Here is a 24,272-nt window from a genome sequence, read left to right as displayed (position 1 = left end):
TTCCCTCCTCAGTTTTGTACATGCTGTACCCAGTGATCTCTGTGTATGACTTCAGGCTTCTCATTTGAAAGCTCATCACTTCGCATTCCTTTAATACCGCGAAGCTCATCGGATGCGTACAAGGTTTGTCCTTTACCTACTAGTCCATTCGGCCCGACCACTTCAACGACCTCTCCTTTAGAAAAGTCACCAGCGACATCAATGACGCCAGCTGGAAGAAGACTTCTGCCATGATGCAAAATCGCCGCTTCCGCTCCTGCATCTATCATAATTTTCCCAGAAACGGGTGAATGGAATTGAATCCATTGACGGCGGTTGTTAACAGCTGATAAGTCCTGTTCTCCGATATACGTTCCGTCTCCTTGACCCGCTAGAATATGAAGCAGCTTATCCTCACCAGTACCTGTACCAATGAAGACTTTCACGCCTAGTGAAAGTGCCGTTTGTGCAGCAGACAGCTTTGATTTCATCCCGCCTGTTCCCACTTTTGAGCCTGTGCTCTTCGCATATGAAAACAATTCTTCTGAAATGTGTGTTAGTACATCAAAACGCTTCGCCTCAGGATGCTCATTTGGATTTGCATTATAAATACCGTTAATGTCTGTTAAGATGATCAATTGGTCTGCATGAATTAATCCACTGACAAGAGCTGACAGCATGTCATTATCACCAAAGGTAAGCTCCTCAATGGAGACAGAATCATTTTCATTAATGATCGGTAAAATTTTTCTTTCTAGCAGCTCCATCATCGTTGCGTAAGCATTTCGATATCTTGTTCGATCTGAAAAGTCATTACGGGTTAAAAGCATTTGTGCAGGTGTCATGTGAAACTGTGAAAATAGTTCTGTATATTTCTGCATTAATAAGCCCTGACCAACGGCTGCTGCTGCCTGTTTTCCCTTTAAGGTCACAGGTCTTGATGGATACCCTAAGCTGCCAAACCCTGCTGCCACGGCTCCTGATGAAATTAAAATAATTTCATGCCCAGCCTCTTTCAGCTTTGCTATCGCTTTCACATGATCCTGCATTTTTTGTTCATCAATGGCTCCTTTTTGCTCTGTTAATGAACTGCTGCCAATTTTGATGACGATCCTTTGCTTTTTCATTATTGATTCCCTCCGCTATACCTTTAGGCACAAAAAAATCCCTTTTTCTCCTTATGTAAAGGACGAAAAGGGATTTTCCGTGGTACCACCTTCATTGAATAAGCATACTTCTAGCTTATTCCACTCAACTCCTGTAACGCCAGGCACGCGCTTAGATTTTTCCTCTAAGGCTCAAAGGGCAGGTTCAGCAGCTGTCTGCGGCAAATGTTTCAGCATGTCATTTGCTCTCTTTACGCATCAGTTCCTGCTTACTATTCCTTTTCAACGCTCGTTAATTTTTTTATATTATCACCAATTGCTAAGGAAAAGTCAAGCGGTCAATTAAATACAATCGTTTTATTCTCATGCACAATAATTCGATCTTCTAGATGCCATTTGACGGCACGTGCAAGCACACTCCGCTCAATTGTTCGGCCAATATTTTTTAAAGCTTCCGCATCATCCCTGTGATCTACACGCTCAATATCCTGTTCAATGATCGGTCCTTCGTCTAAATCATTGGTCACATAATGAGAGGTTGCGCCAATTAATTTGACTCCTCGCTCATATGCACGCTTATATGGATTCGCACCGATAAACGCTGGCAGGAAGGAATGATGAATATTAATGATTTTGTTCGGGTGTTGTTCTATAAATCCAGGCGTTAAAATTTGCATGTATCTAGCAAGCACAATGGCATCAATATCATACTCTTCTAATAATGTGAGCTGCTGTTTTTCCGCTTCTTTGCGAATGTCTTTGTTCGCCTTCACAAAATGGAACGGAATTCCAAGCGCTTCTACTGTATCTTTTGCCGTTTCATGATTGCTGATGACGACCGCAATTTCAGCCATCAAATTGCCGCTTTGCCATTCCCATAGCAGCTCATGTAAACAATGAAGCTCTTTTGACACAAAGATTGCCAGCTTTTTCAGCTCACTTGCACGCGACATGCTCCACGTCATTTGAAAAGATGCTGCAATTGGTTCAAACTGCTGCTTCAGCTGATCCATATTTGCCGAGATGTCTTTCCAATCAAATTCAATTCTTAAAAAGAACCGGCCGCTTTCATGATCTGTTGTGTATTGGCTGGATTCAATGATATTTGCTCCGTGCTCAAATAAAAAGGAAGAGACAGCTGATACAATTCCAGGCTGATCCGGGCAGCTGACAAGCAATCTTCCTTTTTGCTCATGCTTTTGTCTGTGTAATTCAAGTTTCTCTGTTATCAAAGTTCTCATGTATCATGACCTCATTTACGTTTTCATTCTAATGAAATATTATACTGGACTGGAAAGAGAAAAAGCAATGTAGAGCCCTATTTTTCATTGAATATTCATTCAATTCTGCACCTATCGTGATATAATGTGAATAGACCTTTTATCATAAAAGGAGTGATGGAGATGAAAAGTATGACTTTGTTTGGAAAAGTGAGCTTTTGGCTCGGCATCATTTGTCTGATCACAGGTATTTCCCTTTTTATAGCCGGTGAAAGACTCATTCCTTTTCTCACATTTGGTGTGTGTTTTCTGCTTGTGAGCCAGCTTTACCGCAAAAATGAAAACGATTCCAATCATCATTCGATGTAACAAAAGGCTGGCATCTATCTGCCAGCCTTTTCTTATTCAATGATTTTCAATCCTACTGCCGCAGATAAAATCAGTGCGATGAAGAAAATACGTTTTGCGTCTTTCGATTCTCCGTAAAACAGCATACCGACGATGGCGCCTCCAGCAGCTCCGATTCCAGTCCAAATGGCGTACGCCGTTCCCATCGGAATCGTGTTCATCGCAAGAGACAGCATCAGAAAGGACATCGAAAAGCCAGCCGCAATGAATAAAATCCATTTGACATGCTTGTCTTTTTGGAATTGGTTCATCATGGTCACACAAAACATTTCTAAGATGCCTGCTCCAATAAGTAAAAGCCAGCTCATGATTCAGCCTCTCCCTTCTTTTCACCTGTTGTCAGCTTCAGTCCTAATACACCGCACAAAAGCATGACAATCAAAAGCAGTTTGACAAGCTGAACCGGCTCACCAAGCACCATGCCTATGACGACGGTTCCTGCTGTCCCAAGCCCGGTAAAAACGGCATAAAGTGTGCCAACTGGGAGTACACTTGTTGCTTTCAGGAGTAAATAAAAACTCACGATAATACAAACGATGGTTGCGCCCCATTCTATGAGCGAGTGGGCATATTTCAGCCCCATCACCCAGCCGACTTCAAAGATGGCCGCAATAAAGACATTTCCCCATTTCATCTGATCTTCTCCTTTCTGAACGATTCCAACCAACAAAAAAAGCCTGGAAATCGATCGTTTGATCAAATCTCCCGGGCTTTTATCCCTCCGTGTCCATATGGCCTCTTCTAAGACCCTATGTGTTTTCTCTCGGTCCAGACTGCGCCAGCGCACGGAACCCTAGAAAACCAATTCATGATAAACAGACCTGACTTAGAGCAGATTCTGTATTAAAAATCTTATCACACCCCAATATGCCGGTCTACCAGTTTGCTCTCCCTCTTCAAATATACTTGTTCATTTTTCGAAAGAAATGATTTCGGACCGGCGTATACTAAGTGTTAGAAACAGATCAACTGATAAAGAAGATCTGCGGGATATTTGCGTGCTGCTAACCGAAGGGAAATGAACGTATATGACAATCCATTTATTTTTTATTACATTGACGATCAAGCGTAAATACAAGGACATGGAGACCGTTCTTTACGAACAAGAAGTTGAAACATTTTATGAAGAAATGAAACAGAAACAACTAAAGTATATGAACTAAAACAGAAAAAATATGGAAGAAGGACCAAGTTAGACACGCTCAGACGTTAAAGGAACGATCATATCGCTGGTATAATGAACTCAGATTGATGTGATGAACGTTCAACTTTAGGATGCTGCATTTATAGATCATCCGTTGTATCGGCCCAAATAATGAAACCAAGAGGTGGATCGTATGATGATAACCGACGAACAGAAACATGAATTTTATCAAGCACTGGTTGACAAGAATCCGCAATATGACGGCACATTCTTCGCCGGCATTAAGACGACCGGTATCTTTTGCCATGCCACATGTACCGCTAGAAAACCAAAATATGAGAACTGTGAGTTTTTCTTTACAGCAGAGGAAGCACTGCTAGCAGGGTATCGTCCGTGCAAGCGCTGCACTCCATTAACCTATCCAAACAGCATTCCAGAAGAAGTCAAAACACTCGTTTCAGCAGTTGAAACACATCCTGAAAAACGCTGGAAAGAAGAGGACTTTCGCGAGTTAGGGATTCACTCTGCAACGGCCCGGCGGAAATTCAAAGAAATCTACGGCATGACCTTTGTTCAATATGCGAGATCACGCCGAATGGGGCTTGCCTTTAAAGAAATTATGAATGGAAAAAAAGTGATTGATCAGCAGGTCGCCTTGGGCTATGATTCTTCGAGTGCCTTCAATGATGCCTTTACGAAAATCATGGGAAATCCCCCTAAAAAGACGCAAACCAAGATTCTCCATGCCAATTTTATTTCCACACCGATTGGACGGATGATCAGCGTGACAGATGCCGCGCATGTGTATTTACTGGAATTTATGGACAGGCGGGGACTAGAAAAGGAAATTGAGAACATGAGAAAAAAGCATCATGCGCGTATTTTAGTTGGGGAAACAAACATCCACCAACAATTGGTAAAGGAATTGACCTTATATTTCGAGAAAAAACTGACGCAGTTTACCGTACCACTTTCCATGCATGGTACCCCTTTTCAAATGAAGGTGTGGGACCTGCTCACACGCATTCCATCAGGCGAAACAAGTTCATACCGAGATCTTGCTGTGATGCTGGGCGATCCGCATTTGGTCCGGGCGGTAGGGAATGCAAATGGTGCCAATCAATTGGCGATCATCATTCCATGCCACCGCGTCATTCAAACAAGTGGTGAGCTTGGCGGCTACGGCGGCGGGGTTGAACGTAAGAAATATTTACTTCAGCTAGAACAGCGGATATAAAATAAAAAACGGCTCTGCTTATTTTGTAAGCGAGCCGTTTTCTTCGTTGCGGGTGATGCTGTATACATCAATGATTTGGTCCCATTTTGAAATGGTTTTTTCTTTTTTCATGCCCATTTTTAAAGCGACCTTTACCGATGCTTCATTGTCTGGGCGGATTAAGCTCACCATTCGTCTGACCTTCATTTCTTCAAAACCATAGGTGAGACAGCCTTTTGCGGCTTCAGCAGCATAGCCATTTCCCCACGCTGCTTTTTTTAGCATGTAGCCGATTTCAAGTTCTGTTTGTCCTTCAATGTTTTGCAGAACAATCCCGCTTTGTCCAAGTGGTTCATTCGTTTCTTTGTCTTCAATGATCCAGAGAGAAGTATGATACATACGGTCATTCTTTTGATTCCATGCAATCCACTCTTTCGTCTGCTGCTCATCCTTCAAAGAAGGATAATACTTCATTACTTCTTCATCTTGGAACAACATGTCATATAAAAATGATGCATCATGTTCATTCATCGTTCTCAGTCTAAGGCGCTCTGTTTCAAGCACTGTGCGTGTTTGAAGTTTCATTTATGATCCCCCCTCACTTACTGATTAAAAATATCACCGAACAATCCATTTGAATCTGGGGCAAAGTAATGGATTCCCGCACCGGTTAAACTAGCTGCTAGCGCCGTCCACATCATTAAACTGACTGTCATCCACACCGCAACTTGCTTTCTCTTCGTCCCGAAGCTCATGCACATAAATGCCGCTAGATGACTGCCGATGATAAAAGGACCAATAAGCGCTAATCCCGGGAGACCATATCGTTCCCAAATTTTTCTGGCTCGCAGTTGCTTTTTTTCTCCTTTTTCATCACTTTTGTCCTCTTTTCTCCTCAACCGCCATGCTTTGAAGCGGTCTACGAAAACAATGAGGAGCAAGACTGTGAGAAAGTTGCCGATGAATCCGATTACAGCCGTTGTCACAGGATGCAGTCCACCTAAGATGGCCAGTGGAACAACACCAACCACTTCAAAAAAAGGCAAAGCAGCCAATACAAAAACAAGTACATATCCCCATAAAATATCCAAGCATAGAACCCCTTTTCATTTTTGTCCTCTTCCCATTGTAATGAAAAATACGCTACCATTTCTACATTTTTTTAGAAAAAGAAAAGCACACCGGATGGATGTGCTCTATTTTTTACATCGTGTTTTCATTTTTCTTGTTCGCTCGGCGTAAGACCATGAGCATAAGCCCTATTACGATCACAACCGATAGTAGACTTTGCATGAGAAGCACGCTTGGTGATGTCCAGCCAAGCCATTCGAATATGAGCTGCGGTCCGAAGAAGATAACCGGTATCAATGAAACGACATTCGCCTTTAAGATTGCATTAAAGACAATGATACATAACAGCATAAGCAGGATGACGCCCCATCTTTGACCTGAGGTCAGCACAAGTAATGGTGTGCCGAGCTTTTGATCCAATAGTTTGATTGTGACCATTGAAGTCAGTTGAAAGATTCCTAAGATCCAAAAATAAAGAAATGCCCGGCCGCCTGTCTGAAAGGCAGACGCTCTAAACATCACAATAATCATGATGACATTGGCTACTAAAACGAGCGGATAGCCAATTAACGCATACCAAGAATAGGATAAGCTTTGACTGATCGCATCTGATAAAATCATATAAAAGAGTGAACCAATTAAGAAGGCACTGACGAAAGGAACCCAGTCTTTATGGTTTCCTGACAGCTCTTTTGCGAGTTCATCAGCATAGCCCCTCGGATCTCCGCCAAACACAGCCTCCCCTGTTTTGCCATCTTTTTCAGCCTCAACCGCATGTGTCGTTAGCTCATCCATTAGCTCATCAATTTCGTCCTGATTTTTCCCCTTTGATATGAGATAGAGTTTCAGCTCTAGTAGGATGTGTCTTGTTTCTTTTGATACCATAATCTCACTTCCCTTTTTGTAGTAAACAGTTCACATTTTTTGAAAGCTCACTCCAGCGGGTAATAAACTCTGTGAGCGCTTGTTCTCCAGCTTGTGTGAGCGTATAGTATTTCCTTTTCGGCCCGCTTGCTGATGCTTTTGTGACAGTGGTCACAAGCTGTTCCTTTTGCATACGCAGCAGAATCGGGTAGATACTGCCTTCACTAATTTGATCAAATCCATAATGAGCGAGCTTCTTCGTCATTTCATATCCATAAATCTCACCCTCTGAAATAATCGACAGCAGGCAGCCTTCTAAAATTCCTTTTAGCATTTGTGTGGATGTTGTCATCTTTGTTCCTCCGATTCCAGTACCTTGCATCACAAGATAGCATCATCTTACCACACACTATCTTGCCATGCAAGATACCGTTCTAGAAAAAAATCACCGCTTAAAGGGTGATTTTTACGCCCATGGTTTATCTGTCCCAAGTGCGTCAGCCAGTGCCTTGCTATGCTTTCGGCGGCTTTTTCTTTCTTCAGCCCGCTGTTTTGCGGTTTGATGCAACATGATTTCTTCCTCTGTTTCCGGCATGACTTGTGGGACTTTCTTAGGCTTCCCATTGTCATCTAACGACACAAAGGTAAGAAATGAAGTCGCTGCGAGTCTGCGCTCTCCAGACATCAAGTTTTCTTTGATGACCTTGACGAACACTTCCATAGAAGACGTACCCACCCATGTGACATAGGACTCTAAACATACCGACTCCTTTTGTCCAATCGGCTCTAAAAAATCAACTGAATCCATTGATGCCGTGACCGTTTCACATCGGCTGTGCCTTGCTGCCGAGATGGAGGCAATGTCATCTATATAACTCATTAATTTTCCACCAAATAAGGTTTGGTGATTATTCGTATCGAGAGGGAATACCCTGCTGGTTTTGACAACTTTTGATTCCTTGCAGTATTTAAAATTTTCTTCACTCATCATCATAGCTCCTTCTTGCTGTTTTCGTGAATGCGGAACGACTTTTATTAAACACTATTCTTTTAGGTTTGTCTAAACATTTTGCTTTAGTCTCCTGTGAGAGATTTTCTTTCGGAAATGTTTCAACTATGACTAGAACGAGGAATAATAGAACTATGAACAAACAAGGAGGCCATTTGATGGATTCTATGAGAGCAGAACAAATACACAAAATGCCGCAATGCATGAGTGAATATGACGATTTACAAGAAGTCCTTTTATGCAGTCCCATCTATATGGAAATCAAACAGATCATCAACGAAACCCAAAAACATTTTGCAAGAGAAAATATTTCTCAAATGAAAGCCATTACTCAGCATAAGCAATTGATCCAAACCCTAAAAGACCATCAAGTACGCCCCATTATGCTTCCTGCAAATGACCGCTTTCCTGAACAAGTGTTTACCCGGGATATTGGGTTTACGATTGGACATACACTCTTTGTTTCAAGCATGGCCGCTCCAGTTAGGCAAGGAGAAGAACAATTGTTAAAAGAGTGGGCACAGGGAAATGGGTTGAAGACTGTTACCCTGACAAATGGAACGATTGAAGGCGGCGATGTGCTTGTGGATCAAAGACGCGTATTTGTCGGAACGAGCAAAAGAACAAATCCAGCCGCTATTCATGAGCTTAAAAAAGAACTGCCGGATCATGACATCATTCCCATTCATCTTCCTCCTCACATTTTGCATCTCGATTGTGTGATGAATATTCTCTCTCATGATGAGATATTGATTTATCCAGAAGCGTTCAAAAAAGAGGATCTTCACCTGCTCAACATGCATTATCATCTAATTGAAATAAGCGAACAAGAGCAATTCACACTCGGCCCAAACGTTTTATCCATTGGACAGAAAAAAGTGATCAGTTTGCCCATCAATCAAGAAACAAATGCTGCATTAACCGCTCACGGCTACACTGTCATTGAAGTGGATTTTTCAGAAATCATTAAATCTGGCGGCTCTTTTAGATGCTGCACATTGCCGATTAGGCGTTCGTTCACTAAAAAAGCCAGCGTGTAGAACAGTTTGTCTACTTGCTGGCTTTTTTTCTGCCTATTTTTATGTCCGATCGTATAAATGACAGGCGACATCATGCCCTTCTTCTACTGCTTGTAATGTTGGCTTTTTTTCAGCACACACATCCATCGCTGCAGGACACCTTGTTCGAAATACACAGCCGCTTGGCGGGTTCACTGGACTTGGAATTTCTCCCTTTAAAATGAACCTTTTGCGCTTGTCCTCCACGTCAGGATCTGGAATCGGGATCGCTGACAGCAATGCTTGTGTATAGGGGTGCAGCGGTGTTTGATATAACGTATCACTGCTAGTCAATTCGACAAGATGACCTAAATACATGACACCGATTCGGTCGCTAATATATTTGACCATCGACAAGTCATGCGCAATAAAGAGAAATGTCAGCCCTTCCTCCTTTTGCAGTTTCTTCAGCAAATTCACGACCTGCGCTTGAACGGAGACATCTAGTGCAGAAATTGGTTCATCTGCCACAATAAATTTCGGCGCTAAGGCGAGTGCTCTTGCAATACCGATTCTCTGCCTCTGCCCTCCGCTGAATTCATGAGGATAGCGCGTGGCAAAGTCATAGCTAAGTCCAACAGCTTCCAGTAGTTCTTTCACCCGGGCAACCCTTTTCTTTTGACTCCCATAAAGGTTATGAATCTCCATTGGCTCCAGCATAATATCTTTTACAGATAGCCGCGGATTTAAGGAGGAATACGGATCTTGAAACACCATTTGAATTTGCCGATTAAAATCAAAGGATTCTTTTTGTGAAAGGTGATGAAGGCTTTTCCCTTCATACAAAGCTTCTCCATCTGTCGGTTCATAAAGGCGCATAAGCACTTTTCCAAGTGTGGATTTCCCGCAGCCGGACTCGCCAACAAGGCCAAATGTTTCGCCTTGTTTCAGCTGAAAGGAGACACCGTCTAGCGCTTTTAGCGTTCTTCCTTTCGATAGATGAAAATGTTTTTTGAGATTGTTTACTTGTAAAAGTGGTTCAACTGCCATGACCTTTCCTCCTCTCGCTTGGCAAATACCGTCTTGCACCTGCCCATTCTTTTTCATATGAAGTGCCAGCAAGGGAAAGAAGTTCAATTTCTCTGCCGGTTTTAGGTGAATGAAGCATCATACCGTCACCTGCGTAGATCCCAACATGGCGGACTGCTCCCTTTCCGTTGTCATTGGCGAAAAACAATAAGTCGCCTTGTTCTAAATGGCTTGATGCGACCGGTGTTCCTTGCACTGCTTGGTCACTTGCATCCCTCGGCAAAAGATATCCGCACGCTTTATACATGCTGTAAGCAAAGCCCGAACAGTCATAGCCAAAGCTGCTCATGCCGCCCCATAAATACGAAAGACCAATAAATTGTTTTCCCTTGTCTACAACATCTTTGCCGGCCATAGAAAAAATGGATGAAACTGGCTGCACATCTGTTTTATTGATTTCTCTCGTCCCTGCTGGTGTGACAACACGAAAGCGATCACTCGTTTCTTCTACAGCTGCGAGCTCTGTTAAAAAACTAATTTCCATGTCCGCTTGCCCGTTTCGATAGAGCATGGCTTTTTTCTGACAAACGATATGAGATATAGTTGGTGCACTTCCTTCTGTCACTTGCTTTAGTTGGTTTGCAGGTATATAGCCAGGATAGCCTTGTGGGTGTTTCCGGCTGGCCTGCTGCGGAATAACGACTTTCATCCAGCCGTCTGTTTCTTCTAAGCCAATGACTCGTTCACCGAGCAGTACTTGCGACTGGATCAGATTTTCTTCACATAAAGCCAGTTTTTCTTCATATGTTTGCTTGTCAATCCACTCTTTGAATTTGAAGGAGCTCTGAAGTACCTTTTGATCGATTTCTCTCGGTGACTGCGGCGCTGTCCATACGTTCGCAACTGCAACCTTTGATTCAAATATCATCATGAGACTCCTTTCACTCCTTGAATGCCTAACCCATGATGCGGCGGGAAAAAGATATCTTTTCCTTTGTACACGATTCCTCCGTCCACCATGTCCTCTTTTAGCATGAGCGGGGCATCAAAATCATAGCGGGTGATATTTGGCTGGCTGGCGGCGAGATGAGCGGCTGCTGTAATGCCAAGTTTTGACTCAATCATGCTGCCAATCATGCACTTTACGCCGTATGCTTCTGCCAGTGCATTGATTTTTAGGGCTTCTTTTATGCCGCCTGATTTCATTAATTTTAAATTGATTAAATCACAGCTTCTCGTTTCAAGCACCTTGATCGCATCATGAAAACTAAAAATACTTTCGTCTGCCATTATCAGTGTATCTGTTGCCTCCGTCACACGGCGTAGGCCTTCGATATCTTCTTTTGGCACTGGTTGCTCGACTAGTTCGATATTCAGTGGCTCCATTTTCCGAATGGCTACGACCGCTTCCTTCCACGTCCAGCCCTGGTTCGCATCGAGTCTAATCTGAATATCCGGCCCGATCTTTTCTCGAATTCGCTTGATACGCTGAATATCCGTATCTATATCATCTTTTCCTACCTTGATCTTTAATGTCTGAAAGCCTTCAGCTGCGTATTGCTTCGCATCTTCCGCCATCTCAAGCGGACGGTTTACACTGACCGTATAATCAGTTTCAAGCTGACTGCGATATCCGCCAAGGTATTGATAAAGCGGAAGTCCTGCCTGCTTCGCTAAGCCATCATAAATGGCCATGTCAACCGCTGCCTTTGCGCTTGTGTTGCAAGCGAGCACCCGGTTCATATGAGAAAAAATTTGTTCATATTCTGACAAGGAAGCTCCAAGCAAACTCGGTCTGATCACTTCGCAGATGGCATAGTCGATGCTTTCCAGCGTTTCACCTGTAATCACTGTTGTCGGGACTGCCTCTCCGTAGCTGACGTCACCTTGATCATATGTGATGATAACGATCAGAGATGCTGCGTCATACACCGTTCGTAAAGCGGTTTTGAAAGGTTTTTTTAGCGGTACACTCATTCTGAATGTACGAACATCAACGATTTTCATTTGATCACCTCTTTCGCTGCAACGCCTGGAGAAATGTGCAGTTTTTTTCCTGTCGCATCTAATGCAGCCTGCGTGCCCATTGGAATGGCAAAGTTTGGCGAAGAATGACCGATCCGGAAGCCCCCAAGTGCAGGTTTCTTTTGCGGGACAATATAGGTGTCCCATACTTGATTCAATGTGAGGGACTGATCTTTCTTTTTTGGCTCACATTGATGAAAATCTCCAATGATGAATCCAGCCGCATCATCCAATTTTCCAGCAGATGTGAGGTGCTGCATCATTCGATCGATTTTATAGGGTTCTTCGTCAATATCTTCAATGAACAAAAGCTTTCCCTTCGTATCGATTTCAAAAGGCGTACCAAGTGTTGTCACGATGAGGGCAAGATTTCCTCCTGCAATCTCACCTGAAGCGGTGCCCGGATAGAAAGTATGAAGGGGTGACAAGTGGTGCGCATACGTAAAGGCTTTCGGTGCGAACAGCTGTAAAAAGGTATCTTTCGTATAAGGATGGACCTCCTCAAGTCCCACATCAGAGGAAAGCATTGGCCCATGAAACGTCACAAGACCCGTCTGCTGCTGGATGGCCGTATGTAAAAACGTAATATCACTATAGCCCCAAAAGATTTTTGGATTCCGGCGAATGAGGTCATAGTCAATGACTTCCGCAAGTCTTCCAGTCCCGTATCCTCCGCAAGCACAAATAACCGCCTTTACTTCTGGATCTTGAAACATGCGATGGAGATCCTCCACTCTTTCATGATCATGACCTGCTAAATACCCATACCGGCGGCCCAAATACTTCCCTTTTTTCACCTTTAGCCCGAGGCTTTCTAAAAAGGCAATCCCTTTTGCTAATTTCAGCTCATCAGGCGGGCTTGCTGGTGCAATAACCCCCACCGTATCCCCTGTTTGAAGTGCCACTGGCAGCTGGCTCATGCCATATCCCCTCTTTCTCTTTGTTTCTTTCAATCTATGGGTTTCTGCTTCATAACATGAACGAATATAAAGGAACAGACGCTTTTATCTAAAAGCGTCTTAGATTGTTGACAAAGGGCTAAAATGATGTTTATTTTAGCCCTTTGTCTTCTTTTCAGCGTGATAGAAAACCTTTGCAGTCTAGGAAGGACGAGCACTGGCGCGGAGCGAATTTGTCATTCGTGAGCACCAGCGCGCAGGACTGACAACGAATGCGAGGGTTTGTCTACACGCTGAGACGCTTTTATCTAAAAGCGTCTTTTGATCCTAATATTACTCTCCATCTACTTGTGCCCATTTCAAATCGATATACCCAACAGGGTGACGGACAATCCCCTTCACGCCTTCTTTTTGTAAATGAACTTGGTTATAAAAATGAATCGGAATGATCGGTGCTTCTTCAATGAGAAGTGCCTCTGCATCATGAAGAATGTTATTTCTCTTTTGCTCGTCTGCTTCCTGGCTCGCCTTTTTGATCAGCTGATCATAGGTATCGTTTGACCATCCAGTCCGGTTCATGGCATTCCCTGTTTGAAAGCTCTCTAGGAAATTGATTGGATCTGCATAGTCTGCTAAAAATGAACTTTGTGAGAATTGGAATTTGAGCGCCTTTTGATCTTCTGCAAACACATTGGCTTCCATGTTTGCAAGCTTCACATCTACACCTAGCGCTTCTTTCAGCTGCTGCTGGATGGCTTCAGCTTTTTTCTTGTTCTCAGGCTTTGTACTGTATGTCAATGTGACGGCTGGCAGTTTTGAATAGTTCTCTTCTTTCAGCCCTTTTTCTAATAACTTCGCAGCTTCACTCTTATCATTCTTCACAAGATCACCGCCAGCTTTTCTGAAATCCTCACCCTTTGAATCAAGAATGCCTGGCGAGACGAAGGCACGTGCTGGCTTCTCTTCATTTTTCGTTACATAATCCACGATATCTTGCGGGTTGATCGCCATTTGAAAAGCTTTGCGGATGTTCTTATTTTGAAAAGGTTCCATGTTCACATTCAGACGATAAAAGAACAATCCAGCCTGGTCTTCAATTTGTACATCTTTATTTTTCAGCAGGTTTTCACTTTGCTCTGCTGGGACAAAGGCAGTATCTAAATCTCCTGATTGATACATTTGATAGTCTGTGTTTCGATCACTGATCATCAGCCACTTCACTTGATCCAGCTTGACTGTTTTTTTGTCCCAATACGTCTCACTTTTTTCCATTGTGAAGCTCTCATCATGCTTCCACTCTGTCAGCTTGAACGGTCCATTTCCGACAAAGGTTTTGGCGTCTTTTGCCCAGTTTGGGTCCTTCTTAGCTACCTGTTCATTGACAGGAAAAAAAGCAGGGTTTGCGGTCATATTTAAGAACGATTTCTGCGGATATGCCAGTGTGACCTTAAGCGTTTTGTCATTTACAGCGCTGACTTTCACGTCTTCTTTGTTTCCTTTTCCGCTGTTAAATGCCTCTCCGCCTTCAATCATGTAGGCTAGGAACGATGCAGATGAGCCTGTTTTCGGATCAAGCAGCCGCTTCCACGCATATTCAAAGTCACTCGCTTTCACTGGATCACCATTTGACCACTTGATGCCATCTCTTAAATGGAACGTGTACGTTTTTCCATCCTCTGATATCTCCCATTTTTCCGCCATTGCAGGAGATGGTTCGTGCTTTTCATTCAGTCTTGTTAATCCCTCCATTAAGTTATTGAGCCCTTGCCACGATACATTATTAAAACCAATCGGCGGATCAAACGACGTCGGTTCATTTTCGTTATTTAAGGTTAATACTTTCTTTTCACCCTGATTGCTTGATGATCCTTTCCCTGCTTGCTCATTGGCTGTACATCCTGCGAGCAGCATGATCGTGAACAAACATATACTGATGATCCATCCCTTTTTTCTCATCAAAAACTCCCCCTTTGTGTTGAAGATAAAACGGTTTGATTCGCTCGCTCATCTTGGAGCCAGCAATGCACTGTGTGGGTAGGTGACCGCTGCGTTTCGTGCGGCATGATATGATCACACACCTTCATGGCGGACGGGCAGCGATCTGTATACGGACAGCCCTTTGGCGGAGCAAATAAATCAGGCGGGCTTCCTTCAATTGGAATGAGTTCATCTTTCATATCAAGTCTTGGAACGGATTGCAGAAGTCCTTTTGTATAGGGATGCTGCGGACTGTAAAAAATATCTCGCCTCGTTCCGACCTCCACCATTTTCCCTCCGTACATGACGGCTACCCGGTCTGCGACTTGGGCGACGACCCCTAAATCATGTGTGATTAAAATAATGGTGACCCCTGTTTTTCTCTGAATCTCTTTAAACAGCTCTAATATTTGTGCCTGTATGGTCACATCCAGTGCGGTCGTCGGTTCATCAGCAATCAGCACTTTGGGCTCACAAATTAGTGCCATGGCAATCATGAGCCGCTGCCTCATTCCCCCGCTGAACTGGTGAGGATATTGCTTTAACCTTTCCTTCGGCTGCGGAATGCCGACCAAATCAAGCATCCGAATGGCGGCTTCTTTCACTTCTTTTTTCGTCAGCTTTTGATGCTCCTTTGCCGCCTCCATGAGCTGATCGCCGATTGTCAAGGTTGGGTTCAGTGCGGTCATTGGATCTTGGAAGATCATCGAAATATCGACACCTCGTATGGCGCGCATTTCTTTTTCAGATAATGACAGCAAATTTCGGTCTTCAAACCAGATTTCTCCCCGATCAACATGAGCGCTGTAAGCTGGCAGCAGCCTCATAATGCTTTGTGAAGTCACACTTTTCCCGCAGCCTGACTCTCCTACAATGGCAAGGGTTTCTTTTTCATATACATCCACATTCACCCCGCGTACCGCTCGAACTGAGCCGCCATATGTCCGAAAGCTGACGTGCAGATCGATGATTTGTAGAACTTTTTTCAAAGCGCCATCACCTCTTCATCTTCGGATCAAGCGCATCTTGCAAGCCATCACCTAAATTGTTAAAGCAAAACATCGTGAGCGAAATAAAAAACGCAGGGAAAAATAAACGCCACCAATGCCCGTTATCTGACAGCACTGTCGGCAGCGCATCATTTGCCATCACGCCCCAGCTTGCAAACGGTGCTTGAATGCCTAAACCAAGAAAGCTTAGGAACGCTTCTGCAAATATCGCGGTTGGTACAGTTAAGGTCATCTGAACGATAATCGGCCCCATCGTATTCGGCAGCAGGTTGCGGCGAATGATACGAAGGCTCTTTGCACCAAAGGTTTTTGAGGCAAGGACATATTCCTGGCTTTTCAGCTGAAGAACTTGACCTCTCACGATTCTTGCCATTCCAATCCATCCGGTGACAGTGAGCGCTACAATAATGGTGACGAGCCCTGGCCCCATCAGAACCATCAATAAAATGACAACAAGTAAATAAGGAAGACCGTAGAGCACCTCGACGATTCGCATCATGACATGGTCATATCTCCCGCCCTTATAACCGGCAATGCCTCCATAGATCACGCCGATGGCAAAATCAATCAGGGCTGCCATGACGCCTACAAATAAAGAAATACGCGCCCCGTACCATGTACGCGTGAACACATCTCGTCCAAGCTCATCCGTTCCGAACCAGTGAGCAGCGGATGGCGGCAGATTTTGCATCGAAAGACGCTGCTCTGTCACGCTATTAGGTGCAAGCAATGGGCCTAATAGTGCCATGATAAAAAGAAAAATCAATACCGATAGACTAAACATCGCAAGCTTATTTTGCTTCAGTCGCCTCCATGTGTCTGCCCAATACGAAAGAGAGGGTCTTTTAATGGCATGGGCCTCCGTTTTCTTTTGCTCTCTCGGAGAAAACCATTCGTCCGGCACTTCATGATGCGGATTCGGTTGATCCTGCTGCAAATGTATACTCATGCCTTTCCTCCTTTCTGATGCAGCTGAATCCTTGGATCAAGCAGGCGATACGCCACATCGACAATGAAAAGAAGTGTGATTAAAATGATGCTGTAAAAAACAGTGGTTCCCATGATGACAGGATAATCACGGTTGTTAATACTCTCGACAAAGTATTTTCCCATGCCAGGAATCGCAAATATTTTTTCAATGACAAAACTTCCTGTTAAAATGCTTGCGACAAGTGTGCCAAGAATGGTCACAACAGGCAAAAGCGCATTTCGAAGTGCATGTTTAAACACAATTTTAAAGGGAGAAAGTCCTTTTGCTTTAGCAGTGCGAATATAGTCCTGAGACAGCACTTCAATCATGCTCGATCTTGTTAACCGGGCAATAATGGCCATCGGACTAACGGCAAGAGCAATGGTTGGCAGCACCATATGCATCGGACTTGTCCACATCGCTGTAGGAAAGAGCTTCAAATTCACAGCAAGCTGCTGAATTAATAAGGTAGCAAAGATAAAGTTTGGAATGGATATACCGAAAACAGCAATGGTCATGGCGATATAATCAATCAAGCCATTGTGCCGGAGGGCAGCCATGACCCCTAGCAGGATGCCGGAGATGACAGCAATCAATATTGAGATAAGACCAAGTTCTAATGAGACTGGGAAGCCTCTCGCCAATAGATCATTGACACTTTCAGAAGGCTTTTTAATGGAAGGACCAAAATCAAAGGTAACGATGGATTTTAAATAGATGACATATTGAACATACAGTGGTTCGTCTAAGTGATAGTAGCTTTCGAGGTTTCGCTGGACGGTTTCGTTTGTATTTCGTTCTTCATTGAAGGGCGATCCTGGGATGACCTTCATTAAAATAAACGTTAACGTCGTAATCGTTAAAATCGTGGCAATCATCGCAATAAAACGCTTGAGCAAAAAGCTGGTCATCTGCCGTCTCCCCCTCGCTTAACAAAATGTTGTACGTGCGGCAAGCTCTGTCATGACAAGCATCGCTTGGTAGGCTTCTAATATATTCTCTGCTTGATACGTCACCGTTGTTGTCCCTTCAATAATGGCAGTACCAGGCATTAAATTCGCCCATTCAGCTTGTCCATAATTGGCAAACTCAATCTTCAGCAGCGGCTGATCAGGAGGCGTCAGCGGCTTGATGTGATGAATCTGTTTCATTGCGGCTTCCACTTGCTGTGAGATTTGTTGGTTGACTTTGGCAGGAGTGAGACATTTCACAGCAGATCTTGATATGGTCTCTTTCACTGCCACTGTTTTCACACCAGGCATCAGCTTCTCTGCTTCAAGAGCTGCTTGATCGTCTCCGCAAACAAGAATCACCGGCACACCATAGTAGCCTGCAACATACGCATTAAAGCCCATTTCACCAATTGGATGATCATTTATGTAAAAATGTCTAACACCAAAAATCATACTGTGGGACATCACACCTTTCATGGACGCCCTCGCATGATAGCCTAAAAAAACAGCAGCATCATAGGTTTGATCTAACCCTTGAACCATTGAATAAGGCTTGACGTCACCAGATATAAGAGATGCTTCTTCATGCAATTCTTCAATCAACAAATTATTCATTTTAGAATGACTGTCATTGACCAAAATATTGGTTGCGCCATGCTGAAGAAGTGCCTCCACACAGGTATTCACTTCACTCGTCATGATCTTTCTGCCCCGTTCATAATTGTGCTGACGGGCATCGACAAATGTATGATCAGCTAGACCAGTAATCCCCTCCATATCGACAGATACATAGAGCTTCATTCCCATCCCCCTTAAATTAAACTTAAAATTTGTGTATATTTTTCTAAATTTTCTAAAAAATTATATGATTACTTGATCGATTTTTCAATACAATGTCTGAAAATAAGGAAATTAGACTCAGATATTATAGATCAAAAGACTGTACGACAAAGGATTTTTTTAACAAATAAAACACCACTAACTATGTCTTTAGTGGTGTTTGTCTGCTTCGTTAATCTGTGATTTCAGCTGTTCATATTTCTTCATCGTTTGTGTAAATAGATCATCAAACATCTGAGGTGCCTGCTTTTGAATAACCTCGGCGCCTTCTCCTGTAATGCCCCCTTTTGTCGCCACTCTATCGACGGTTTCAGCAAAGGTGAGGCCCCGTTCTACAAGGACTTGACCTGTGCCTAAAAGGGCATACGTTAAAAATTCATACGCTTCCTCTAAAGAAAGCTCACTATTTCTCACAGCAGCTCTCGCCATTTCTTCAAAAAGAGCAGCGATAAAACCAGGAGATGAGCTCGTCAAGTTACTCGCCGCATCGAACTTGTCTTCTTCAACTTCACGTACGATGCTAAAAGCTGAAAGCAGGCGGTGCAAACGCGCCTTTTCTTCCTCTCCAGCAGTTTCACCATGCGCAACGAGGGAAACGCCCGTTCCAACAGCTGACGTGAGCGTTGGGATGTATCTGGATATTGGTTGAGTCGTATGCTTTGATAACTTGTCTAACGTCACAGCCGCGGCTACTGACACAATATGCACCGATTTGGCTGCTGAAGACAGTTGATCGAGTACATCAAGTACAGCAAGCGGCGGCACGCAGATAAAAAGTACATCACATGACGCAGAAAGTTCCTCTAATGAGCAGATGTTTATTTCTTGATGCTTGTCTTTAAGTTGAAGCAGGCGGTCCGTTTCACTTCTTGTGTGGATCATGATTTGATGGGCATCGAGCACTTCTTTTTCCAGCCATTTTTGCACCATCATATCAGCCATGCTTCCATATCCAATGATTCCAATTGTCTTCACAGTTTAATCTCCTCTATTTTGCTTAGATTCACTACTTATTTTAACAATTTCCCACAATGTTTTCATTTTTATCCCACACTTTTTTCTTACGATCAAGTCAGTATCCACAACAAAAGGTAAAACCCCTTAAACCCATACATGAAAAAATAATGAAAGAGAGTGATTTGAATGACACATCACAAAAATGAACAACAACCTTCTCAAGAACTTCAAACAACGGAGCAGCCACAAAAACGAAAGAAGAAGCCAAACGGCTGGTTTAAGCCATTTGTCAGCGGTGTTGTAGGCGGTACGCTGGCGTTAGGTGTGTACGTCCTTTCGCCATATGCCCAGCACGCATCAGACAACACAGCACATAATTCAGCAGTGGTATCGACAAATGATACAAGTGCCAATTCGTCAAAAACAACCGCCGTCCAAACATCACATTCATCGAGCAGCATCTCCAGCATGGTGGAAAATGTATCACCAGCCATTGTCGGCATTACAAACTACCAAGCGCAAAGTCAAACAGACACGAGCTTCGGCGATTTCAATACGCCTTTTGATGAATCACAGCAAAATAAAAGCAGTCAAGAGGAAAAAACAGGTACAGGGTCAGGAGTGATTTTCAAAAAATCCGGCAGTAAAGCCTATGTCTTAACAAATAACCACGTCATTGAAGGGGCAAATAAACTCACAGTATCCTTACACGATGGCAAAACCGCCAAAGGTAAACTGGTTGGAGCTGACCCGCTGACTGACCTAGCTGTTGTAGAAATTAGCAGCAGTCACGTAACGAAGGTTGCGGCATTAGGCGATTCCTCCTCGCTGCGTGCTGGGGAAACCGTCATCGCGATCGGAAACCCGCTTGGTGAAGATCTATCAAGAACCGTGACACAAGGAATTGTCAGCGGTGTCGACCGAACAGTCTCGATGAACACATCCTCAGGTGAAAGCAACATTAATGTCATTCAAACAGATGCAGCTATTAATCCAGGAAACAGCGGCGGCCCGCTTCTTACGACAGATGGAAAGGTTGTGGGGATCACGAGTATGAAAATTTCTGAAACAGGTGTTGAAGGCATTGGATTCGCGCTTCCAATCAATGATGTCAAACCAATCGCCGATCAGCTTCTCGCAAAAGGAAAGATTGAGCGTCCATATATCGGCATCAGCATGCTGGATCTCGAACAAGTCCCGGATGTGTATCAGAAAGAAACACTCGGTCTCAAAAATAGTCAGCTTGATCAAGGCGTATACGTCAAAGAAATCGCCGCAGGCTCACCTGCCGCCAAAGCCGGCTTAAAGTCTGAGGATGTCATTACCGCCATCAATGGGAAACAAATCAAAACCGGAAGTGAATTACGTCATGAACTATACACGAATACGAAAGTTGGAGACACCGTAAACATCACACTCATTCGAAACGGAAAAGAAGAAACGAAGAAGGTGACATTAACACAAACTGAATCTAAGCAGGTAAGTTCCTAATGCAAAAGAAAAAGGGCTAAAATCAAGATGATTTTAGCCCTTTTTTCTTTTCAGCGTGATAGAAAACCTTTGCAGATCTGACAAAGAATGCGGGGGGTTTGTCTATACGCTGAGCAGCTCATCATGAGCTGCTTTTTTATGATGACTGAATTGGCGTTAATCTTTGTTCTATTTCTGCTCGTTTGTGCTCTAGAAATGGCGGAAGGGCTAATTGATCGCCAAGCTCATCTACTCCTTCGTCGACTGTAAATCCAGGGCCGTCTGTTGAAATTTCAAATAAGATACCATTCGGTTCTCTAAAGTAAAGGGCTTTAAAGTAGAAACGTTCCACAACACCAGAGTTCGTGAAGCCTGCTTTTGATATTTTGTCATACCATTTTTCCAGTTCCTCTGCATCTTCCACGCGAAAGGCTACGTGATGCACACTTCCTCTGCCGGAACGCTCAGAAGGCCCTTCAGTTTTTTCGATCACATGAATTTCTGTTCCAGCACCGCCATTTCCTGACTCAAAAATGGTCACGATCTCACCATCATTTGATTGTTCACGCGCTCTTTCGGTGAAGCCAAGGATGTCTGTTAAAACACGGATCGTTTTGTCCGCTTCTGCAACAGTTAATTCCACTGGACCCAAACCTCTAATGGCAAACTCTGCCGGAATATCATCATGCACTGGCGGTGAGCCTGCTTCTTGTGCGTTCGGTTCTACTGTTAAAAATAGCTGCTGCCCTTCTGGGTCTTGAAAGCGCAAGGCAGGTCTGCCCCCTCTCAAGGAAGCCGTTTCTTGCTGTACGTCTGTCTCTTCAAAACGCTTTTCCCAAAATGAAAGTGCTTCTTCAGAAGAAACGAGAAGGCCTGTGCTTGTGATCGCGTTTGTTCCTTTCAAACGACGAGCGAGCATTGGAATTTCAAAGAATGTGAGCTCCGTTCCCGGTGAAGCGACCTCATCTCCATAAAATAAATGATACATAGATGGGTCATCCTGATTGACCGTTTTCTTTACAAGTTTTAAGCCAAGAATCTGGCGGTAGAAATCAACATTTTTTTGAGCATTGGCTGTTAATGCAGATACGTGGTGAATTCCATTGATTTTCATTACGTTCACTCCTCTTTCTAAATATCTCGAATTCAAGATAATATCCTTATGAATAAAATAGGTCATTTTTCAAGAAAAGTCAACCATTTGGCTAGATGTTCGGTTTCTAACGATAAAATTAACATTAAATCAAAAATAATCTTTTATTGTTCGTTTTTAACGAAACATTCACCCTGATATCTCCAATAAACAAACACTTTTAAATACAAATACGAAAATCAGAAAATTTTTTTAATTCTTGTTTTCCTAAAATCGTATTACAATGAACGAAATACATGTCACAGTAACGTACGAAAGTGATGCAGGAGGTCGCGAGTAATGAACAAAGAACAACCAGCGTTAAAACAGGACATCGGCTTATTTTTCGCCCTATCTCTTGTCATCGGGACGATTATCGGGTCCGGCGTCTTTATGAAGCCAGGCAACGTCCTTTCCTATTCAGGAAGCTCAGATATCGCATTATTCGCTTGGCTGCTAGGCGGCATTTTAACCCTTGCAGGCGGACTCACTGTTGCTGAAATTGGTACACAAATCCCCCGGACTGGCGGATTGTATGCCTACCTTGAAGAAGTGTATGGTGAGTTTTGGGGCTATTTATGCGGCTGGGTGCAGATTATCATTTACGGACCTGCCATCATCGGTGCGCTCGGTCTTTATTTTGGTTCATTGTTAGCTAATTTATTTTCTCTATCTTCTTTATGGTCGACAACAATTGGCATTATCACTGTTTTATTTTTATGTTTAATTAACATCATGGGAACAAAATACGGCGGCTTTGTTCAAGGGCTGACCACCATCGGAAAGCTTGTCCCGATTGCCGCTATTATTGTGTTTGGCTTATGGAAAGGAAACGAAAATATTTTTATGGCTGTCAACGATAGCATCGCTCAAATGAACTTCGGTGCAGCGATCTTGGCTACGTTGTTTGCCTATGACGGCTGGATATTGCTTGCAGCACTTGGCGGTGAGATGAAAAACCCAGAGAAGCTGCTTCCTCGTGCAATGGCAGGCGGGATTTTAATCGTCACGGCTTGCTATCTCTTTATTAATGTCGCTCTTTTGCACGTGTTACCAGCAGATCAAATCGTACAGCTTGGAGAAAATGCGACAAGTACTGCTGCGACAATGCTCTTTGGACCAATCGGCGGTAAGGTCATTAGTATCGGCATCATCATTAGTATCTTTGGCTGTTTGAACGGAAAAGTTCTTTCATTCCCACGTGTGATTTTCGCGATGGCAGAGCGAAAGCAAATTCCTTTCGCAAACGCGATCTCACGTATTCACCCTACATTTAAAACACCGTGGATTGCTGTATTTGTACAAATTTTGATCGCCATTGTGTTTATGGTCGTCAGCAATCCAGAAAAGCTGTCAGAGGTTTCGATCTTCATGATCTACATCTTTTATGTCATGGCCTTTTTCGCAGTCTTTAAACTGAGAAAACAAAACAAAGGAATCGAACGTGCTTATAGCGTACCACTTTATCCGCTCACACCAATCGTTGCGATTATCGGTTCTTTATTCGTCTTAATCAGCACCATGATCACCGACTGGAAAAGCTGTCTCATCTCTATGCTGATCGGGATTGCTGGACTGCCTATTTATTATTATATGAAAAAAACACACAAAAAAGCAGAGCGCTAATCAGCTCTGCTTTTTTTTATATTGCTTAATCACTTTGTATGATTCGTTTAAATATCTCATGAGCCGGTATGGCTTACTAAGCACGCGGATTGGGAGTCTTGAGATAAATCCATTCAAATTCGCCTTATATTCCTGCGTCATCCGCTTTGGCTTTGTCGCAATTTTTTCGTATACTTCTTTGTAAAATTCCTTCATGATGTCGACTTTCACACTGATCTTCTGATGACACTCTGTACACTCAACGCTTTTCATCTGATCATTCACATAAACGATGCTGTGGAGGGTCTCTTCTTGGCACCGAGTACAATGTAGGTTCGCTTCCATTTCGGTTTTCTTCAAGATACACAGCTCCTTTCTCGTTTGATGTTG

At 43.4% G+C, this 24,272-nt stretch carries 27 protein-coding genes, 1 riboswitch and 1 other annotated feature; of the genes, 6 read left to right on the top strand and 21 right to left on the bottom strand.

All coding sequences use genetic code 11. From position 1 onward, the window contains the following. Nucleotides 1-8: 8 nt before the first annotated feature. Together proB and purU are read right to left on the bottom strand one after the other, a co-directional pair. Nucleotides 9-1,106: a glutamate 5-kinase gene (gene proB, locus MHB83_RS11225; protein ID WP_106029829.1), complete on the bottom strand. Its 1,098-nt coding sequence runs from the start codon at nucleotides 1,104-1,106 to the stop codon at nucleotides 9-11. 55 nt (nucleotides 1,107-1,161) lie between these two features. Further along, nucleotides 1,162-1,380, bottom strand: a binding site (T-box leader). Nucleotides 1,381-1,423: 43 nt separating this feature from the next. Continuing rightward, nucleotides 1,424-2,326, bottom strand: a complete 903-nt coding sequence (gene purU, locus MHB83_RS11220) for a formyltetrahydrofolate deformylase (RefSeq protein WP_003212058.1) — start codon at nucleotides 2,324-2,326, stop codon at nucleotides 1,424-1,426. A gap of 162 nt (nucleotides 2,327-2,488) precedes the next feature. On the opposite strand from purU, the gene MHB83_RS11215 reads away from it, so the two are divergent. Then, nucleotides 2,489-2,674: a hypothetical protein gene (locus MHB83_RS11215; RefSeq protein ID WP_003211372.1), complete on the top strand. Its 186-nt coding sequence runs from the start codon at nucleotides 2,489-2,491 to the stop codon at nucleotides 2,672-2,674. A gap of 32 nt (nucleotides 2,675-2,706) precedes the next feature. Here the strand turns inward: MHB83_RS11215 and MHB83_RS11210 are convergent, their stop codons facing one another. Beyond that, nucleotides 2,707-3,021: a multidrug efflux SMR transporter gene (locus MHB83_RS11210; RefSeq protein ID WP_003212530.1), complete on the bottom strand. Its 315-nt coding sequence runs from the start codon at nucleotides 3,019-3,021 to the stop codon at nucleotides 2,707-2,709. Further along, nucleotides 3,018-3,347, bottom strand: coding sequence for a multidrug efflux SMR transporter (locus tag MHB83_RS11205; protein WP_003211810.1), 330 nt, complete (start codon nucleotides 3,345-3,347; stop codon nucleotides 3,018-3,020). Before MHB83_RS11205 ends, MHB83_RS11210 begins: the two co-directional genes overlap by 4 nt. Before the next feature lie 66 nt (nucleotides 3,348-3,413). Then, a riboswitch (guanidine-I (ykkC/yxkD leader) is annotated at nucleotides 3,414-3,521 on the bottom strand. Between the two features lie 220 nt (nucleotides 3,522-3,741). Here MHB83_RS11205 and MHB83_RS11200 point away from each other — a divergent pair. Both MHB83_RS11200 and MHB83_RS11195 read left to right on the top strand, forming a co-directional pair. Beyond that, on the top strand, nucleotides 3,742-3,876 hold the full coding sequence (locus MHB83_RS11200) for a YrzI family small protein (RefSeq protein ID WP_003212325.1): 135 nt from the start codon (nucleotides 3,742-3,744) through the stop codon (nucleotides 3,874-3,876). A 174-nt stretch (nucleotides 3,877-4,050) separates the two neighbouring features. Further along, on the top strand, nucleotides 4,051-5,094 hold the full coding sequence (locus tag MHB83_RS11195; protein WP_137054730.1) for a trifunctional transcriptional activator/DNA repair protein Ada/methylated-DNA--[protein]-cysteine S-methyltransferase: 1,044 nt from the start codon (nucleotides 4,051-4,053) through the stop codon (nucleotides 5,092-5,094). 18 nt (nucleotides 5,095-5,112) lie between these two features. Here the strand turns inward: MHB83_RS11195 and MHB83_RS11190 are convergent, their stop codons facing one another. From MHB83_RS11190 to MHB83_RS11170, 5 genes are all read right to left on the bottom strand, one after another. Continuing rightward, nucleotides 5,113-5,658, bottom strand: coding sequence for a GNAT family N-acetyltransferase (locus MHB83_RS11190; protein ID WP_137054731.1), 546 nt, complete (start codon nucleotides 5,656-5,658; stop codon nucleotides 5,113-5,115). A gap of 17 nt (nucleotides 5,659-5,675) precedes the next feature. Then, entirely contained in the window at nucleotides 5,676-6,164 is a 489-nt protein-coding gene (locus MHB83_RS11185; protein WP_003211008.1) for a small multi-drug export protein, read from the bottom strand. Between the two features lie 112 nt (nucleotides 6,165-6,276). Beyond that, nucleotides 6,277-7,029 carry a hypothetical protein gene (locus tag MHB83_RS11180; protein WP_309216547.1) on the bottom strand — a complete coding sequence of 251 codons (753 nt, stop codon included), beginning with the start codon at nucleotides 7,027-7,029 and terminating at the stop codon, nucleotides 6,277-6,279. A 4-nt stretch (nucleotides 7,030-7,033) separates the two neighbouring features. Then, a complete protein-coding gene (locus MHB83_RS11175) occupies nucleotides 7,034-7,360 on the bottom strand; it encodes a PadR family transcriptional regulator (RefSeq protein WP_012009682.1) in 327 nt (108 codons plus the stop codon). Nucleotides 7,361-7,474: 114 nt separating this feature from the next. Continuing rightward, a complete protein-coding gene (locus tag MHB83_RS11170; RefSeq protein WP_034619972.1) occupies nucleotides 7,475-7,996 on the bottom strand; it encodes an acyl-CoA thioesterase in 522 nt (173 codons plus the stop codon). A gap of 179 nt (nucleotides 7,997-8,175) precedes the next feature. Between MHB83_RS11170 and MHB83_RS11165 the strand changes: the two genes are divergently transcribed. Next, a complete protein-coding gene (locus tag MHB83_RS11165) occupies nucleotides 8,176-9,057 on the top strand; it encodes a dimethylarginine dimethylaminohydrolase family protein (RefSeq protein WP_050945198.1) in 882 nt (293 codons plus the stop codon). Nucleotides 9,058-9,096: 39 nt separating this feature from the next. On the opposite strand, the gene MHB83_RS11160 is transcribed toward MHB83_RS11165, so the two are convergent. From MHB83_RS11160 to proG, 10 genes are all read right to left on the bottom strand, one after another. Then, nucleotides 9,097-10,065, bottom strand: a complete 969-nt coding sequence (locus tag MHB83_RS11160; RefSeq protein ID WP_003211497.1) for an oligopeptide/dipeptide ABC transporter ATP-binding protein — start codon at nucleotides 10,063-10,065, stop codon at nucleotides 9,097-9,099. Beyond that, complete coding sequence (locus MHB83_RS11155) at nucleotides 10,055-10,972, bottom strand: NlpC/P60 family protein (RefSeq protein ID WP_335343234.1); 918 nt, start codon at nucleotides 10,970-10,972, stop codon at nucleotides 10,055-10,057. The genes MHB83_RS11160 and MHB83_RS11155 overlap by 11 nt, the downstream gene beginning before the upstream one ends. Beyond that, nucleotides 10,972-12,051: a dipeptide epimerase gene (locus tag MHB83_RS11150; RefSeq protein WP_050945200.1), complete on the bottom strand. Its 1,080-nt coding sequence runs from the start codon at nucleotides 12,049-12,051 to the stop codon at nucleotides 10,972-10,974. The genes MHB83_RS11155 and MHB83_RS11150 overlap by 1 nt, the downstream gene beginning before the upstream one ends. Further along, the gene (locus tag MHB83_RS11145; RefSeq protein ID WP_339207035.1) at nucleotides 12,048-12,989 is read right to left on the bottom strand and encodes an LD-carboxypeptidase; all 942 of its coding nucleotides are present in this window, start codon (nucleotides 12,987-12,989) and stop codon (nucleotides 12,048-12,050) included. Before MHB83_RS11145 ends, MHB83_RS11150 begins: the two co-directional genes overlap by 4 nt. Before the next feature lie 312 nt (nucleotides 12,990-13,301). Beyond that, complete coding sequence (locus MHB83_RS11140) at nucleotides 13,302-14,924, bottom strand: peptide ABC transporter substrate-binding protein (RefSeq protein ID WP_137054735.1); 1,623 nt, start codon at nucleotides 14,922-14,924, stop codon at nucleotides 13,302-13,304. Continuing rightward, nucleotides 14,924-15,934: an ABC transporter ATP-binding protein gene (locus MHB83_RS11135; protein WP_106029837.1), complete on the bottom strand. Its 1,011-nt coding sequence runs from the start codon at nucleotides 15,932-15,934 to the stop codon at nucleotides 14,924-14,926. The genes MHB83_RS11140 and MHB83_RS11135 overlap by 1 nt, the downstream gene beginning before the upstream one ends. Nucleotides 15,935-15,941: 7 nt before the next feature. After that, complete coding sequence (locus MHB83_RS11130) at nucleotides 15,942-16,904, bottom strand: ABC transporter permease (protein ID WP_044138912.1); 963 nt, start codon at nucleotides 16,902-16,904, stop codon at nucleotides 15,942-15,944. Further along, complete coding sequence (locus tag MHB83_RS11125) at nucleotides 16,901-17,836, bottom strand: ABC transporter permease (protein WP_003211100.1); 936 nt, start codon at nucleotides 17,834-17,836, stop codon at nucleotides 16,901-16,903. Before MHB83_RS11125 ends, MHB83_RS11130 begins: the two co-directional genes overlap by 4 nt. 18 nt (nucleotides 17,837-17,854) lie before the next feature. Continuing rightward, nucleotides 17,855-18,679: a M55 family metallopeptidase gene (locus tag MHB83_RS11120; protein WP_342496327.1), complete on the bottom strand. Its 825-nt coding sequence runs from the start codon at nucleotides 18,677-18,679 to the stop codon at nucleotides 17,855-17,857. A gap of 189 nt (nucleotides 18,680-18,868) precedes the next feature. Beyond that, a complete protein-coding gene (proG, locus tag MHB83_RS11115; protein WP_106032382.1) occupies nucleotides 18,869-19,693 on the bottom strand; it encodes a pyrroline-5-carboxylate reductase ProG in 825 nt (274 codons plus the stop codon). A gap of 168 nt (nucleotides 19,694-19,861) precedes the next feature. Between proG and MHB83_RS11110 the strand changes: the two genes are divergently transcribed. Then, a complete protein-coding gene (locus tag MHB83_RS11110; protein ID WP_137054739.1) occupies nucleotides 19,862-21,166 on the top strand; it encodes a trypsin-like peptidase domain-containing protein in 1,305 nt (434 codons plus the stop codon). Nucleotides 21,167-21,302: 136 nt separating this feature from the next. On the opposite strand, the gene MHB83_RS11105 is transcribed toward MHB83_RS11110, so the two are convergent. Further along, nucleotides 21,303-22,259, bottom strand: a complete 957-nt coding sequence (locus MHB83_RS11105; RefSeq protein ID WP_003212217.1) for a ring-cleaving dioxygenase — start codon at nucleotides 22,257-22,259, stop codon at nucleotides 21,303-21,305. A 318-nt stretch (nucleotides 22,260-22,577) separates the two neighbouring features. Here MHB83_RS11105 and MHB83_RS11100 point away from each other — a divergent pair, with 318 nt between their 5' ends. Next, nucleotides 22,578-23,903, top strand: coding sequence for an amino acid permease (locus MHB83_RS11100; protein ID WP_226805075.1), 1,326 nt, complete (start codon nucleotides 22,578-22,580; stop codon nucleotides 23,901-23,903). On the opposite strand, the gene MHB83_RS11095 is transcribed toward MHB83_RS11100, so the two are convergent. Next, nucleotides 23,904-24,242: a bh protein gene (locus tag MHB83_RS11095; RefSeq protein WP_034619978.1), complete on the bottom strand. Its 339-nt coding sequence runs from the start codon at nucleotides 24,240-24,242 to the stop codon at nucleotides 23,904-23,906. It abuts the gene before it with no gap. Nucleotides 24,243-24,272: the final 30 nt, after the last annotated feature.

It is taken from the genome of Bacillus sp. FSL K6-3149 (genome assembly GCF_038630515.1).
Lineage (GTDB): Bacteria > Bacillota > Bacilli > Bacillales > Bacillaceae > Bacillus > Bacillus pumilus.
The sequence above is the reverse complement of the archived record's forward strand: the minus strand, read 5'-3'. Positions and strand labels throughout refer to the sequence as shown.